This is a genomic window from Methanosarcina sp. DH2 (genome assembly GCF_020804225.1).
In the GTDB taxonomy this organism is placed as follows: Archaea; Halobacteriota; Methanosarcinia; order Methanosarcinales; family Methanosarcinaceae; genus Methanosarcina.
Map to the genome: position 1 here is coordinate 60,449 of NZ_WJBI01000020.1, position 15,776 is coordinate 76,224.

Consider the following 15,776-nt stretch of genomic DNA (forward strand, 5'->3'; position numbering starts at 1 on the left):
TCAAATATTCTGTATAGTGCCGATCTATAGTTTAAACCAAAATAATTCTAAAAATATAGTATCTGCCTGCAATCTCAAAAAAGAGTGCATAAAGAAGTTTAATAATTTCGCACGGCCTTTTGCTGAAGATGTCCTCGAAGAAATAGGCCCTGAAAAGTGGAACGAATGGTTCTCAGAAAACCCGCTTGTGGACGGAATTCCGCAGCCCTTCAAATGGGATGAAGAGCGGCGGTTGAATTTGAGGTGTGAGCTGGATGTGGTTTATGCGCATCTTTATGGAATCTCAAAGGATGACCTGGATTATATTCTCGGGACTTTCCCAATTGTGAAAAGGAAGAATGAGGCGAAGTATGGGGTGTATAGGACGAGGGATTTGATTCTGGAATATTATGAGAAGTATGAGGGAGCATTAAAAATATAATTCCTCTCCTACTCTTTGTACTTTTTGATGCTTATTGCTATAAAATATAGCTAAGTAGAAATGTTTGTTTGAATCATAATTAAAGTTGAAACTTGAATTTATCAATAAAAGCAGCAATAAAACAGGAATTTTTTATGAGCAAAAATATTGAATCTAGTGTTTTTTTTGAAGACGATCCCTCTTGTCTGAGTAAACTTAAATCATGTGCTTTCTTCTGGGAAAAAATATGTGTATATCCTAGTTTTATCCAAGATTTATCAAATATGTCTCAGGAATCTCAGGAATATAGAGACTTAGAGACTTTAATAAATGCAAAGGTAATAAAATTCGCAGTTGAAAACGAAGCAGAGTTTGAAAGTAACTTATTTGATAGTACCTACTGCCACATGGATAAGAACCTAAGAGATTATTTGTATAAACATTCGAATGATTTTATTGTTAAAACGACAGTTCCAGAAAATTCTTATGACATCATAAAGAACGCTTCATCGTGCGAATATAACAATGATGCCTTAAAGAAGACTTTAGACGATTCTCTCTACAATTCAATAAAAAATAGTGTACTAGAGGACATGTCTCCTAGTTTGAAATATAGTTACTATGATCCACGTAAAGAAATTCAAAAAATTGCATTGGAAGCTGTGGAAACTGCTATAAGTATTCAATATTCGCAGTATCAGAAACGAGAGGAACATATACGATATGGTTTTGAATGGTTAAATGAAAGCCTCATTTTAAAAAGTTCAGTTAGCTCCTCAATCTTAACCAATGAATATCTTTACTCATATTATAATTATAAACTTAATAATTTCAAAATCAGTGATGCCAATTTGTATCTTAAAGGACTTGATGCTGCTATTCCCCTTGTAAGCAAAAAAAATATTGATGATTTTAGTTTGGAAGATATCTTGGAAATAAGGAAAATGAAAGAATGGAAAAAAGCAATGGGTAGATTGGGCGAAATCTGTTCCACATCTAAATATCACCATGATACTAAAGAGTTCCAAGAAGAAATAAACCAAGAGATTGTGGGTGAAATTCTTGATGCATTTGATGACACAAGACAAAGTAAACAGGACTTAGTAACTAGTGGCACAAAAAATGCAGCTTGGACAGCAGTATCTTTCATTCCAGTAGTAGGTGCACCTATTTCAGCTTTAGGAAGTATGGGGGATACGGTGGCATCTTATTTTATCAATGAAAGGAAACAAAAAGCTCTTCCAGTCTTCATGACTAATATTCGAAAAATGAAATAATAATATTAATGATATGAATTGTAAAATACTCTGTCTTGTAGGGATGCTTATTTTAGTCAATTTTAGTACGTTGTGAATATCAACCTAAAAACGAGAACCCGCTTGTGGAAGGGGTTCCACAGCCTTTCAAATGGGATGAAGAGCGGCGGTTGAATTTGAGGTGTGAGCTGGATGCGGTTTATGCGCATTTGTATGGGATCTCGAAGGATGACCTGGATTATATTCTCAGGACATTTCCAATTGTCAAGAGGAAAGATGAGGCGAAGTATGGGGTGTATAGGACGAAGGACTTGATTATGGAGTATTATGCCAAGTATCAACGAGAAAGTGTGTTTGGAACGGGTAGAGGTACAATTTAAAAAAGGTTCATTCTATTAATTTTTTGAAGTCCTCATCCGCCCACAACTCTTTAAAGATCTCATTATTTTTCACTTTTTCTTTGTACGAGGAATCAAGTTCAATAGTACGCTTTAAGTTGAAGATTGCTTGATCTTTATTTTTCATAAGGGAATAGGCACACGCACGGTTGAACCACGCAGTTGAATCTTGAGGATCAAGCCCTATAACTTTGTCATAGGATTCTATAGCTTTTTCGTAATTACCTAACTCGCAAAGAACACTTCCTTTGTTGTACCAAGGATTTGAATTTTGAGGGTCAAATTTTATAGCTTTTTCATAAGCTTCTATAGCTTTTTCATAATAACCTAACTTACAAAGAGCATTTCCTTTGTTGTACCAAGGATTTGAATCTTGGGGATCAAGTTCTATCGCTTTTTCATAAGCTTCTATAGCTTTTTCGTAATAGCCTAACTCGTAAAGAACAATTCCTTTGTTGTTCCAAGGATTTGAATCTTGGGGGTCAAGTTCTATTGCTTTTTCATAAGCTTCTATAGCTTTTTCGTAATAACCTAACTCGCAAAAAGCATTTCCTTTGTTGTGCCAAGCTTCTAAACATTGCGGGTCAAGTTCTATTGCTTTATCAAGAGCCTCTATTGCTTCACCATAATTATCCAACTCATGAAGAATAACTCCTTTATTGTACCATGCTTCTGGCATTTGAGGGTTAAGTTCTATTGCTTTATCGAATGTCCCAATCGCTTCATCGTAATTACCCAACTTTCCAAGAGCAACTCCTTTATTGCACCACACTAATGGGTCTTGAGGATCAAGTTCTATTGCTTTATCAAGAGCCTCTATTGTTTTTTCGTAATCTCCTAACTCGTAAAGAACATTTCCTTTGTTGTGCCAAGCTTCTGAATATTGTGGGTTAAGTTCGAATGCTTTATCGTAAGCCTCTCCATTGACTTGTTTGTCTATTTCTAAGATCTTATCCAAACGTTCACCTTTTAGTTCTAAGACTGTGTGTAAGTTAGCTTCCAGGTTTAACTCAAATCGTTTGAAATCTTTATCCCAATCAACCTCTCTGTAGTGTTCCCACCATATGCCACGCTGGTCTACAATCCCATCAGGTTCAAATTTATAATCTGAAATTATTCTACCCTTTCCAACAATCTCTGTCTCATCTTTTACGTATATGATATCACCGATTTCCATTTTATATGCCAACTTTTTTAGACTGCCTTGGCAAGCTTTTTTATTAGGAAGTCTTTCTCTCCACAATCTGTCATATTCTTTTTCACTAATTTTTGAACAGTCTCCAACAACAGGTTCATAAATACTATCTCCAGTTTCTATATAATAACCAATAGCAGCAATGCCTTGGTAACGACATTGTTCCCATGCGCTTTTTCCTCGACTGCCCCATTTAAAAGCCATTCTCCAATACTTCATTTTAAATCACATATTTTACTTTCTATTTGAAATAGATTAGAATTGACACTTAGTTTTGATTTAATACATTTTAATCTTTTTTATTTTCAAGACCTAGAATAATAATAAACTTTTAAGTTTGTATGAATCTTATCCTGATATGCTTATTCATTTAGCCTGTAAGGTAGACATCGGTTTTAAGTTAACTACCTGAAGGCTTTAGAGTAGACAATTCGGTCTTTATCTCTTTGAAATGGGGTTCTGGTGGCTATTCCGTTCTCTTTTTCACTTTTTTCTTTTTTGTCCGAGTGCTTTCTTACTACATGTGGACCCTTATTGGGTGTTGCGAGTGTATCCAGTTCGTATTTATTCCCATAAGCCAAAGGTATCTCGTCTTCCAAAAAACAATCCCCTGAAAGTTAGTCTATTGCATTGAACCTTCTGAAAATATATGTTTTTCGAAATGTTTCTCTAATTAAGAACAGGATTCCTATTAAGGAATTTGAATTTTAGGTTAAGCAATCAGACATGTAAAATTAGAAATTAGCTTTTCAAATTTTAATATTGGATTTAAAATTAAAGAAAATAGTAAACTATATTTCAGTTAATAAATATTGAGAACTTAGGTTTTATTTTGACAGGCGTAAAGGGTTGGTGAACCCTGTCATTCTGGAGATGAAAAAAGCATGAAGCAGTCTTTAAATCCAGTGGAAGCTCTGGATAGCATAAAATCAGCGTACAGGAATTATGTAAGCTCATTCCAAAAATTCAAAAACCCTGTAATCAAGGATTGGGTAGACGAAAAAATCATAGAGGGAAACCTCCTTTACAAGGGTCCCTATATCCAGCTTGGGAAAAGATTTGAGCTTGGTGATTCTTTTGGTGAGCTGGTTTATGAGGAATTGCTTCATCCTGATACACCATGCTGTTTTACCATAGACGCAGGCAACAGGTCGGCTGCTCCTGTGAACCTGTACAGGCACCAGAGTGATGCCATCAGGTCAATTCTCAAGGAGAAAAATACCATTATTTCCACTGGAACTGGGTCTGGAAAATCATTCTGTTTTGGGGTCCCTGTGGTGAGTACCTGCCTTGGGATGCAGGATGAAGACATTCAGGGGATTAAGGCAATTTTTGTATACCCCATGAATGCGCTTGCCAACTCGCAGTATGATGATTTTTCAAAGAGGCTTGATGGGTCTGGGTTAAAGCTTGCAATTTATACTGGAGATACCCCCAAGACACGGGAAGAGGCGCTTGAGAGCTATACACTGCGGACTGGAAGAGATCCATATGACAGTGAACTGCTTTCCCGTGAAGAGATCCAGAAAACCCCGCCTGACATCCTGATTACAAACTATGTGATGCTTGAATACATCCTGACCAGGTTTGAGGACCGCGTGCTCTTTCCAGAAGACCAGCTTGGGGTCCTGAAGTATCTGGTGCTTGACGAAGTCCATACTTACACTGGAAGAAAGGGTGCTGATGTCGCTTATCTTATTCGAAGGCTCAAGCAGCACACAGGAACCCGAGGTACCCTGCGTTGCATAGGAACCAGTGCAACTGTGCAGAGTGAGGAGGGGATCGGGGAAGATACGGCAATCACAGATTTTGCAAGCAACCTTTTCGGGGAGGTTTTTAATCCTGATGCCGTTGTCCGTGAACACTATATTTTGCCTTCCCGTTCCAGCAAGAGTGTACTTCCCGAAAAAGTGCTTATAACCCAGGAGATGCTGGACGGCTTTGAAGATACAGATGAAAAGGTCAGGGAACTTGCAGAAGCTCTTCTCGGGGAAAAGCTTCCACTTGATGAAGCAAGCAGAGTTATCATCGGGGAACTTCTTGGTGAGCAGAAGACAATACAATTTATTGAAACGATGCTAATGAACGGCATCTTCAGCTTTGATGACCTCGTGGAAGTTTACTTTAAAGATGTACGCCCCAAAACCTCCTCTGAGGAGTGCAAACGGGAAATAGTTGGGGCTTTTCTTGCAGGCATGAACACTCAGATAGAGGCATATGGAAGCCTTCACTCCCGCATAATCCCAAAAATTCACACCTTCTTCAGCCAGGGACGCGAGATCAAAAGTTGCATAATGGAGGAGCCCTCACACCTGAATGATGCAGGAGAAGTTACCTGTCCGACCTGCGCCGCAAAGGGCAAAAAAGACCGCAAAACTTTCCCGATGGTCTTCTGCCGTGCCTGCGGACAGGAGTATTACTGCGTTGAACTGCTTCCTGACGGCTCAGTCGTACCCCACGAACTCGGGGAAGGGTCGCAGGAAGGAAATGTAGCATACCTGTACCCAGGGAAAATCAAGGTAGAGAGTGAATCCTTACCTGACAGCTGGCTAACCGATGTTAAAGGAGAAATTAAAGCCTCTTATAAAGAATATGTGGACCTTCAGCATGCCCTTTACTGTCCGGATTGCAACAAGCTCTACGTTGAAGGAGACAAAGCCTATCCACAGTGTATCTGTGCCGGAAAGGTACAGGTAACTATTGTCCCGTACCCGTTTAAATTCTGTCCTTCGGAAGGCTGCGGGGTATTCTACGACAAGCGGACACGCAAGGAATTCAACAAACTCTTCTCCTTTGGTACTGTGGGCAGGTCCACTGCAACTGACGTGCTCGTTTCCAACATGTTAAACACCCTGCCGAAAGAAGAACAAAAGGTAATCGCGTTCTCGGACAACAGGCAGGATACAGCCCTACAGGCTGCCCATATGAACAATATCCAGAAGCGGATACACTTCAGGAGAGGAATGTACCATGCCCTCAAGGAACAATCAGAACCTGTAGATCTACTGGATATGGGGGAACTGATTTTCGATACATATAAAAAACATGGCTCCACGCCGACTTACGCCAAAACAAAAACGTTCAGCATGGGGAGAAGTGGAAAAGAGGACGCTTCATACAGGGATTACCTGCAATTAAACGCTATTCTCGAACTTGGCTCTCCAAGGCAGAAAACCCAACCTAACCTCGAAGATGTAGGGCTCCTCCAAGTCAGCTACAGAAGGATGGATGAAATCGCAGCAAAACACAATCTATGGAAAGATTTTCCCGATCTCATGAAACTGGATGACGACGGCAGGGGGGATTTTCTTACGGGTTTTCTGGACATCATGAGGTACAATGCCTCAATTGCCTACGAATACCTGATTCAGCCGGAAAGGTTCAGGGAAAAAGTTACCAGCAAACTCAATGAAGCTGTTTTTTTCCACAACGAGCTCCTGAGTAACAAGCCTACCGGGTATAGCGACAAAACGGCCACCAATAGGTGGGACGTAACGGTCTACCGCCTGACCAGCCACAACGGAAACCTTGTCAAGTGGACCAAAAGAGTACTCGATATCTCGGATACCAACACCGCAAGGCAGATTGTTCAGGGGGTAGTTGACAATCTGAAGGAGGTGGAAGGTCTTGTTGAAGAAAACATCAGCAGAGGCGTTTCGATTCTCATGACGAATCCTGCGGCGATACTTCTCTCCCTTCCAGATAACGGAGTGCAGAAGGTATGCAAGAAATGCGGAAAGGTACACCATTTCAAGAAACTGAACCTCTGTACGGGTCCAAACTGCCTTGACCTCATAGATAGGAACCTCTCGGAGAATTACTTCCGAAAAGAGTACACCAGAGGTTTTAAAGAGGTCGTGCCCCTGCACGCAGAAGAACATAGCGGGCAGATCGAGGGGAAAGTGAGGAAAGAACTTGAGATCCGCTTTAAGAACAAGAATGGAGATGTTAATGTAATAGTGTGTACCCCAACAATGGAACTCGGAATTGACATAGGAGACCTTTCGGCAGTATACATGCGAAATGTTCCGCCTTCTCCCTCAAACTATGCCCAGAGGGCAGGTAGAGCTGGAAGGAGTTCCCAGGCATCCATGATCTCAACCTTCTGTGGTGTGGGAATGAAAAGGGGCCCACATGATCAGTATTTCTACAGGTTCCCTGAAAAAATCATCTCAGGTGAAATCTCCGTCCCGCGTTTCCTCCTGAACAATGAAACCCTTGTCCAGGCTCACATCCACTCCCTGATAATTGAGACCCTTACTCTGAAAATTCCCCAGAAAATAAGCCAGATCCTGAACACTGAAAACCTCGAAACCCTACCGATTTATTCCGACATTACAGATGACCTCAAGGCAGAAACCCTTGACAAAAGAGACCTTGAAGATACTTTAAATGAAAAGCATACTGAGATAGTCAGCACAATACAGGAGGCCCTTGCTTCCGAAATTCGGGACTTCGATTGGTTCACTCCGGACTATGTAGAAGACACTGTATACAATTTCGTAGGGGAACTGGATCGAGCATTTAATGCTTTCCGTTTTGAGTATAAGCTTCTAAATTCTGAATTGAAAACCATAGACATCAATCTCCGCAGTGGTTTTCTTGACCCGAAAAAAAGCAAAGCTTACAGACAGAGAAGGGAATCCATTGAAAATAAGATAGATTCCATGCGGTCAGGAAATGACGAGTACTCGACATACAGATACCTTTCCGGACAGGGATTCATTCCGAATTATGGGTTCCCGACTCAGATAACTTCCCTGACCCTTGACTACCACGGGCCAAGAGGGAGGGAGGAAAAAACCCTTTCACGTGATCAGATCAAGGCAATCCGGGAATACGCCCCTGGAAACAGCGTATACTATAGCGGCAGCAGGTACCTTGTCCAGACTTCAAGGCTAAGAACAGAGAATAACAAGCCAATCACCTCAAAACTTCTGATCTGTCCAGTTTGCGGGGTTGCCTACATGGACGACGATGCAACTTTCAGCGGAGGCGTCTGCAGTAACTGTGGAGCAGACATAACCGACACTATTCCCTATGAGAAAGCCATAGAAATGCCTGATCAGAGGGCTGAAAGCAGGTATGGAATAACCAGCGATGAAGAAGAGAGGCAGCGTCTCGGTTACGACATCACAACCCACTACATGGTATCGGGCCATTTAAAGCAGTACAATGTGATTAAAGACGGGAAAAAACTCATGACAATGAGGTACGACCACAGAGGTCGGATTCTCGAAGTAAACACAGGCCCAATTTCAGCTTCTGAAGAGGAAATCGATGCTACAGGGTTTACCCTCTGTACCGCCTGCAGCCGCTGGATCCTCAGCAGGAACGGAGTAAAGGATCACCTGGAAGAAAAAGGATCTAAGCAGTGCTGGAGAGGTGCCACAGCGGAAGACATTATAGAAGATATTGTCCTCTTTACGGACTCTACTCACGATGTTCTGACAATTGATTGTGAACCTCCAGAGTACTTGAAAATCCCAGACTACGAGGCATTCTACACTACCCTCTCGCAGGCAATTGTGGGTGGCCTCCAGATAAGCATGAACGTAGATGAGGATGAACTGAATTCATTCCTCATGCCAAATCCAAAAAACACTGACAAATTCATAATCGTGATCTACGAAGTAGATGAAGGTGGAGCAGGCATCTTGAAATCTCTGGAAGAAACTGCCACTTTCCATGAAGTGGTTAAAAGAGCAAGAGAGATTCTCCACGAATTTGATTTGGAAGGGGGCTGCGATAAGGCCTGCTATGAATGCCTGTGCAACTACTACAACCAGCGTATACACGACAAGCTTGATAGGAAGCTCGTACTGCCTATGTTAGAAATGCTGGTCAGTGCAAAAGTCGAGTCCGGTTTTGTGGATACAGCTTCCGAAGAGTCAAAATTTGACCGGCTAATAGAAAGTTGCGAATCTAGTTATGAAAAAGATGTCTTACAAGCAATAAAGAAACTTGGGCTTCCACTTCCATCTCATTCCCAGAGAGCCATTTCTGAGAATGGAGTCTTAGTCGCAAAGCCTGATTTCGAGTATAGTGACAGTGGAAGATCTTTATTAGTTTTTGTTGATGGACCTGACCACGACAAAGAGTCCATAAAACACGATGATGAAATGAAAAGGTCACAGTTGGATCTTCTGGGGCACCAGTGTTTCATAATCAGGTATGATGATGATCTGGAAAAGCAGCTCGTAACTCTAGGGAAGAGACTAAAATTATGAGGTAGATTATGAAAAACCTTAGAAATCAATAATATATTTCATTTTTTTGGCAATTATGAAGCAGGTTGGCTTTTAATCTGCTTCGCAAATTAAAAAGATCTCATGAAAGAATAAGATCAGTCGATTCAATGAATTCAACATTTCTTGGTGGCTTGACATTTAAATGTGCTATATTTTTAACGTGAAATTTGTAACTCTTTTTGGTCACTAATGTCTAATGATATTGTTTTTTAGAACAATTAGGGAATTATATGATGATAAAATATTTCATATGTCGTACTAAAGGAATTTAGTTCCAAGTATTGATATTTTCTTCAGTTCGCAGCTAATAAACGTGATCTAAAGCACCTAAAGTTTACAAAACAAGTAACTAGAAAAGTCTGATTGGAATATTCGCTAAGGAGTATCGACTTGATTTCATCTGTAGAGATATAGAATTTTTAGAAACAGATGCGAGGGGTGGGATTCGAACCCACGAATTCCTTCGAAGCCAGATCTTAAGTCTGGCGCCTTTGGCCTGGCTGGGCAACCCTCGCATATCTTAAAAGAATAATATAAAGTATTATAACCCTGAAGTTGTCGCAACTTAGACTTTTATAGAAGATATATCTAACATTTTCTATTGAATTTTCTCTCAATAAATTTGCCAAGTTTTGATTAAATATTAAGAAGTAAATTGGAGAAATTTAGCCATTATTTGGCTTTTTGGGTATGCTCTAATATAATGGTAAAACCTCATCTGTATTAAAAATAGTTGGTGTTTGAGGCACTCAATTTTCGTTTCTTATGAGTTCTGAGGCACGAAAATTATCCCTCTTCTGGTATAATTTTAATAACTTAGAGATGCACAGAAAAATAAAGATTAAATTAAAGATTAGATGCTCGAATTCCTATAAAAAAATCAAAACATACTTAATTATATACTAAAAGTTCATAATTATTTATTGGGGATCTTGCTCACCCCCATTACATCCTATGTGCCAACACGGAGAGGTTTTACGAGATCGTTTTGCCTCCCACGACCACCTGTTAATCTCCATTTAAAAACGGAATTTTCTCTAACTATTTGATGTCTATTTCTTGACTTTTTATCCTATTATTTGTGGCTTATATTCTCGTATATTATTCCTGTAATTTTCCTGAAGTTAATCTATTTCTTCTGCTTTACTTTTCTCATTCATCTTTTCCTCCTTTATCTTTCTGGACATTCCGGATGGACAGTCCGGGCGGGAAAATGCTTAAAGGAAAATGCTTAAAGGAAAATGCTTAAAGGAAAATGCTTAAAGGAAAATGCTTAAAGGAAAATGCTTAAAGGAAGTGCTTTTAATACAGCAGGATAAATTACTGGGATAGGTGAACTTTGTATGAGAATAGCAGTGTGCGGGAAGGGAGGAAGCGGAAAGAGTACGGTTTCTGCTCTCCTGGCAAAGCAGATGGCAAAAACAAAAAACGTGCTTGTGCTTGATATTGACGAGTCCAATTACGGGCTTCACAGCCAGCTGGGAATGGCAGCTCCGCGGGACCTTATGGAATATTTCGGAGGAAAGAAGGGTTTTAAGGAAAAGCAGAAATTGGCTCCCAGGAAAACTCAGTTCTGGGGGCTTGCAGCTGAAAATAATACAGGGCAGCAAGGGCAGCCGCAATCCAGATTTTTTGAGAACAGGTGGAGTTTCTCAGACCTTCCTTCAGAATTCGTGGAAGAAAAAGGGAATCTCAGGTTGATGGCTGTTGGCAAGATTCACGATTACGGAGAAGGCTGCGCCTGCCCTATGGGAGTCCTGACAAGGGAGTTTCTTGAAAACCTTGACCTTGGGAAAGACGATATTGTAATTGTGGATACCGAAGCCGGGACGGAACACTTCGGGCGCGGCGTTGATAAGGACTTTGACCTGATCCTTGTGGTTGTCGACCCTTCTTACGAGTCCCTCAAGCTGTCAAAGAAGTTTGATGAGTTTGGTAGCCAGTGCGGGTGCAGGGTCTATTTTGTGCTTAATAAGGTCGAGCCGGATATAAGAGAAGAGATGCTAGGTTCTGTGAATTGCGTGAATGTCGTGGCTGAGATCCCTGCAAAAAGAGAACTTTTCAAAGCGTCCCTGAAAGGCGAAGAACTCGCCCTTGAGCTTGAAGAGATCGCAAAGCTTGCAGAGCTTCTGGGAAAAGCCAGTTCATTGACTCATTGACCTATTCATTGACTCAAGGGTTCCGGGCATCTGACTGTATTTTCGATCTACCCTCTGGTTCTTCTTTTCGAAGCCTCCAGTTAGTCGTAGCTGTAGTTTTAGCTCTCTGTTGTCTGAACTCAGTGCCTGGATTAGCACTGCATCTGGCAACTCTAATCTACTTTTTCCCTGATTACCTCAAGCAAACGGACATATCCATTTTTCAGGATTTTGCTTTCGGGTTGTATGTCTGTGCGTTGCCTGATCCTGCAGGAGAAATTCTCTGGCAATTATCCGAAAGTATATTATTGATCGTGTTATTTGGATAATGCAAAAGTTTTACTTGGTTTGCAGACAGCAGGTTTTGTTTGCCGGAGCTGTCTTCTCCAAACTCCTTATCTATTGGCATTGATTTACAGAGAACTGCATTTAAACTGTTATTAAAGTTGCATTTTATTGTTTAACACGGTGGAGACTTTAATTATGACAATGCGTGAGTACATGCTTGGAAACGTGGCTATTGCCCGGGGGCTTCTCGAAGGCGGCGTGCAGGTTATTGCAGGCTATCCCGGGACTCCTTCTTCGGAGATTATAGACACGCTTGCTTCCCGCGAAGACCGGGACTACTATATAGAATGGTCTGTTAACGAAAAGGTTGCAATGGAAGTTGCAGTTGGAGCCGCCTGGGCAGGGGTCAGGTCTGTCGTAACAATGAAGCATGTAGGGTTAAATGTTGCAGCCGACCCTTTCATGACCCTTGCTTATGCAGGCACAAAAGGCGGGCTGATCGCAATCGTAGCTGATGACCCTTCCTGCCATTCGTCCCAGAATGAGCAGGATACACGGCGCTATGCCCAGTTTGCTCTTGTGCCCTGTTTTGATCCTTCAACCCCTCAGGAAGCCAAAGACATGCTTCCCTATGCTTTTGAGTTTTCGGAAAAATTCGAAATTCCTGTAATCTTCAGGCCAACAACCCGCATTTCACATGGAAAATCGGATATAGAGCTCGGGGAAATCCCTGTAGATAAACCGGCTCCCCATTTTGAAAAACTTCTCGACCGCTGGGTAATGCTGCCAAAGAATGCCCGCCCCCGCCATACCCATCTCCTTTCTATCCAGCAGCCAATGGAGGATGAGCTTGCAGAATCCCCCTGGAACTCCCTTGAACTCAAACCCGATGTAAGGCTGGGAGTAATAGGTGCCGGTATTGCATCCGTTTATGCAAAAGAGGCTCTGCAGGAACTCGGGCTTGAAGCTTCTTTCCTGAAGATAGGTACCTATCCTGTCCCGAAAAAGCTTGTCCTGAAACTGCTGGACAAAGTTGACACCGTTCTTATCTTTGAAGAGCTTGAGCCTGTTGTCGAAGAGCAGGTAAGGATTCTTGCACAGGAAGCCGGGCTTGAGGTTTCTATTCTCGGGAAAGAAGGAGGTTTTGTCCCGAGGGAAGGAGAACTGGATATAAGCGCCTTCCTTGAAACCCTGAAAAAAGTTTTTGGTCTGGACATTGAACACGAGTCAGGAAAGGTTTCTCTTGAACTTGCCCCGCGCCCACCTGCTCTCTGTGCAGGCTGCTCTCACAGGGCAACCTTCTATTCCATGAGAAAGGTCTTTGGAAAGGACGCTATCTATCCGAGCGATATCGGCTGTTATACCCTCGGAATCCAGAGCGGGACTGTTGAGACAACTCTCTGTATGGGTTCAAGCATAAGCATTGCTTCCGGGCTATATCATGCAGGAGAAAAGCGCCCTATCTGCTGTTCTATCGGGGATTCAACCTTTTTCCATACGGGTATGAATTCTCTTCTGAATGCGGTCTTCAATAAAGCCAATATCACGGTTACCATTCTCGACAATCGAATCACGGCTATGACCGGGCACCAGCCAAACCCGGGAGTCGGCTTTACGGTTACCGGAGAGCCCACAGTCGAAGTATCGCTTGCCGAGCTCTGCAGGGCTATGGGAGCCGGGTCCGTAGCTGTTGTTGACCCCTACAACCTTGAAGAGATCCAGGAAGCTTTCAAAGCCGCAAAGGACTTTGAAGGCACAGCCGTAGTTATTGCAAAACAGCCCTGCGTGATCTCAGGAAAGAGGGCAGGGATCAGACGGGTCCCGTATATCGTTGACCCTGAAAAGTGCGAAGGCTGCAAGCAGTGCGTCAAGTTCGGCTGCCCGGCAATCGAATTCGACGAGGAAAACAAATGTGCCGTAATTACTGCCCTGTGCAGCGGGTGCGGAGTCTGTGCGCAGATCTGCAAGTTTGAAGCTATCCGGGAGGTGAAGAGATGAGCCACGTTGAAGAGATGAGCCACGTTGAAGGAGATAAAAAACTCGACCTCCTTATCACAGGAGTCGGCGGGCAGGGGGCAATCCTTGCTTCGGATATCATAGGAAAAGCCGCAGTTATTTCAGGGCTTCCCATCAGGGCAGCAGAGACTCACGGCATGGCACAGCGCGGAGGTTCGGTTGTAAATCACATAAGGCTGGGGATTGATCTCGGGTCAATGATCCCTAGAAAAGGCGCAGATATCATGCTCGCCCTTGAGCCCATGGAAGCAGTCCGGTATCTTGATTTCCTTAAGGACGGCGGGGTGGTCATTGTAAACACACAGCCAATTATCCCTGTAACCGTTACCTCAGGCCTTGCAAAATACCCTGACGTCCAGGAGATCCTTGACACTCTCTCTGAAAAATACATAGTCAAAGCCTTTAATGCAGACGACCTGGCTTATGAAGCCGGGAGCAGGCTTGCAATGAACGTGGCAATGGTCGGAGCAGTCTCCATCTACCTGCCAATTCCAAAAGAGACACTTATTGAGAGTGTTAAAGCCCTCGTGCCACAGAAGACAGTTGAGATAAATGTCAGAGCTTTCGAGATGGGAAGGAGAAAAGTCGAGGAAAGCTAAACAAATTGAGGATGGAAAACAGAGGAAAGGTAAATCTTTCCTTTTTACTTTTTCAGACGCTATTTTTCATGGATTTTAAGTTACCTAACTTTAACTCCCTTTTTTAGTTTCAGTACTTTTAATTCTTATCTTTTAGTTTCAGTACTTTTAATTCTTAAACTTTTAGTGAACATTCAGTTCTTTTTTTTTCACTTTAAAAATTGCCCTCAGCATAAGTGCAAACAGAATTACAAAGATCTGTGCAAGCACAAGCCCTATCAGGTTTGAAAAGGCATCTGCTACACTCGCAACACGGTACGGCAGTAATGTCTGGAATATTTCGTTCAGGATTCCATAAGCAGTCCCTATGCATACCGCGCAGATTGCTGAATATCTTACAAGTGCCGGATTTTTTGAACTTAAAAACATAAAATACAGTAAAATCCCGAGCCCAAAATAAATTCCTACGTGTCCCGGGTCTATGGACGCTTCCTGAACCGCGTTCAGTGAGGCAATTAAAAAGTCCATAACGGAAGACAGGTCATTAGCAAGAAGGACATTTCTGAGAGGGTAGCCCAGGCCCATTTTCAGGAGATGCTTGAGATCTCCTACGCCGGCGCTGACTGATAGGTAAAAGACCATGAATGCATATAAAATGGTAATTAAGATAAAAAAACGGGATTTTTCAAGCTTTAACATTTTATCTGTGAAGCTTATGGAAGGTACGTGATTTAAAACCTTTGTTTAATAAATCACTTGAGGTAAAATTAACACCGTATGCTGTAAAGTTAGAATTATTTGTAGTAAGATTAGAACTATAATTCTGACTTATTTTGTGAATTTCCTGCCTATATAATTAATAGGTTTCTTGCCAGTGTACTATCTCTCAGTCCTTCCAGGGTTAACTTAACTCTGAGGGTCTCCAGATCATCTTTGAGTTTAATCCCTCCACTTATTTTGTCCCACCTGCAAAAATTCTGGTATAAATTCTGGTGTGAACTACCCCTCCCTAAAGCTCTGGCCTGATGGCTCAAGCTTTTGAGGGAGGTGCTTCCTGCTTCATTCTCCAGAGCAGCCTCTGCGAGTCCACAGGCTCTACCTCTTGTCCCAAGAGTGCAAATTTTTTGATGTTAATAGCGGCATTAATGTCTCTATCGTGGTTAGTTCCGCAATCGGGACACTGCCACTCTCTTATTTCTTCAGTCATATCTTGATATTTGTATCCACAAACGTTACAGGCTGTCTCTTATACACAT

The 15,776-nt window shown here is 42.0% G+C and carries 11 protein-coding genes, 1 tRNA gene and 1 pseudogene; 7 read left to right on the forward strand and 6 right to left on the reverse strand.

The features are described 5' to 3' along the window. The first annotated feature begins 16 nt into the window (after nt 1-16). The 3 genes from FXV91_RS17625 to FXV91_RS17635 all read left to right on the forward strand — a co-directional run bounded on the left by FXV91_RS17625 (nt 17) and on the right by FXV91_RS17635 (nt 2,036). Nucleotides 17-421, forward strand: a complete 405-nt coding sequence (locus FXV91_RS17625) for a hypothetical protein (RefSeq protein WP_229392054.1) — start codon at nt 17-19, stop codon at nt 419-421. Between the two features lie 92 nt (nt 422-513). After that, nucleotides 514-1,677, forward strand: a complete 1,164-nt coding sequence (locus tag FXV91_RS17630) for a hypothetical protein (protein ID WP_229392056.1) — start codon at nt 514-516, stop codon at nt 1,675-1,677. 104 nt (nt 1,678-1,781) lie between these two features. Next, nucleotides 1,782-2,036, forward strand: coding sequence for a hypothetical protein (locus tag FXV91_RS17635; RefSeq protein WP_229392057.1), 255 nt, complete (start codon nt 1,782-1,784; stop codon nt 2,034-2,036). Between the two features lie 7 nt (nt 2,037-2,043). Here the strand turns inward: FXV91_RS17635 and FXV91_RS17640 are convergent, their stop codons facing one another. Both FXV91_RS17640 and FXV91_RS17645 read right to left on the reverse strand, forming a co-directional pair. After that, on the reverse strand, nt 2,044-3,453 hold the full coding sequence (locus FXV91_RS17640) for a tetratricopeptide repeat protein (RefSeq protein ID WP_229392058.1): 1,410 nt from the start codon (nt 3,451-3,453) through the stop codon (nt 2,044-2,046). Between the two features lie 200 nt (nt 3,454-3,653). Continuing rightward, on the reverse strand, nt 3,654-3,848 hold the full coding sequence (locus tag FXV91_RS17645) for a hypothetical protein (protein WP_229392060.1): 195 nt from the start codon (nt 3,846-3,848) through the stop codon (nt 3,654-3,656). A gap of 285 nt (nt 3,849-4,133) precedes the next feature. Between FXV91_RS17645 and FXV91_RS17650 the strand changes: the two genes are divergently transcribed. Next, entirely contained in the window at nt 4,134-9,479 is a 5,346-nt protein-coding gene (locus FXV91_RS17650; protein ID WP_229392061.1) for a DEAD/DEAH box helicase, read from the forward strand. A gap of 451 nt (nt 9,480-9,930) precedes the next feature. Here the strand turns inward: FXV91_RS17650 and FXV91_RS17655 are convergent. Continuing rightward, nucleotides 9,931-10,015: transfer RNA gene (locus FXV91_RS17655), tRNA-Leu, on the reverse strand. An 828-nt stretch (nt 10,016-10,843) separates the two neighbouring features. Here FXV91_RS17655 and FXV91_RS17660 point away from each other — a divergent pair. Beyond that, nucleotides 10,844-11,659, forward strand: a complete 816-nt coding sequence (locus tag FXV91_RS17660; RefSeq protein ID WP_229392063.1) for an ATP-binding protein — start codon at nt 10,844-10,846, stop codon at nt 11,657-11,659. A 202-nt stretch (nt 11,660-11,861) separates the two neighbouring features. Here FXV91_RS17660 and FXV91_RS17665 read toward each other — a convergent pair whose 3' ends face one another. After that, complete coding sequence (locus tag FXV91_RS17665; protein WP_229392065.1) at nt 11,862-12,047, reverse strand: hypothetical protein; 186 nt, start codon at nt 12,045-12,047, stop codon at nt 11,862-11,864. Nucleotides 12,048-12,121: 74 nt separating this feature from the next. Between FXV91_RS17665 and iorA the strand changes: the two genes are divergently transcribed. Next, the gene (gene iorA / locus FXV91_RS17670) at nt 12,122-13,924 is read left to right on the forward strand and encodes an indolepyruvate ferredoxin oxidoreductase subunit alpha (RefSeq protein WP_229392066.1); all 1,803 of its coding nucleotides are present in this window, start codon (nt 12,122-12,124) and stop codon (nt 13,922-13,924) included. 14 nt (nt 13,925-13,938) lie between these two features. Next, complete coding sequence (locus FXV91_RS17675; protein ID WP_048041352.1) at nt 13,939-14,541, forward strand: indolepyruvate oxidoreductase subunit beta; 603 nt, start codon at nt 13,939-13,941, stop codon at nt 14,539-14,541. 162 nt (nt 14,542-14,703) lie between these two features. On the opposite strand, the gene FXV91_RS17680 is transcribed toward FXV91_RS17675, so the two are convergent. Together FXV91_RS17680 and FXV91_RS17685 are read right to left on the reverse strand one after the other, a co-directional pair. Further along, complete coding sequence (locus FXV91_RS17680; protein ID WP_048041332.1) at nt 14,704-15,219, reverse strand: VanZ family protein; 516 nt, start codon at nt 15,217-15,219, stop codon at nt 14,704-14,706. Between the two features lie 331 nt (nt 15,220-15,550). Then, nucleotides 15,551-15,757: pseudogene (locus tag FXV91_RS17685) on the reverse strand (zinc ribbon domain-containing protein); the annotation flags it as partial. Nucleotides 15,758-15,776: the final 19 nt, after the last annotated feature.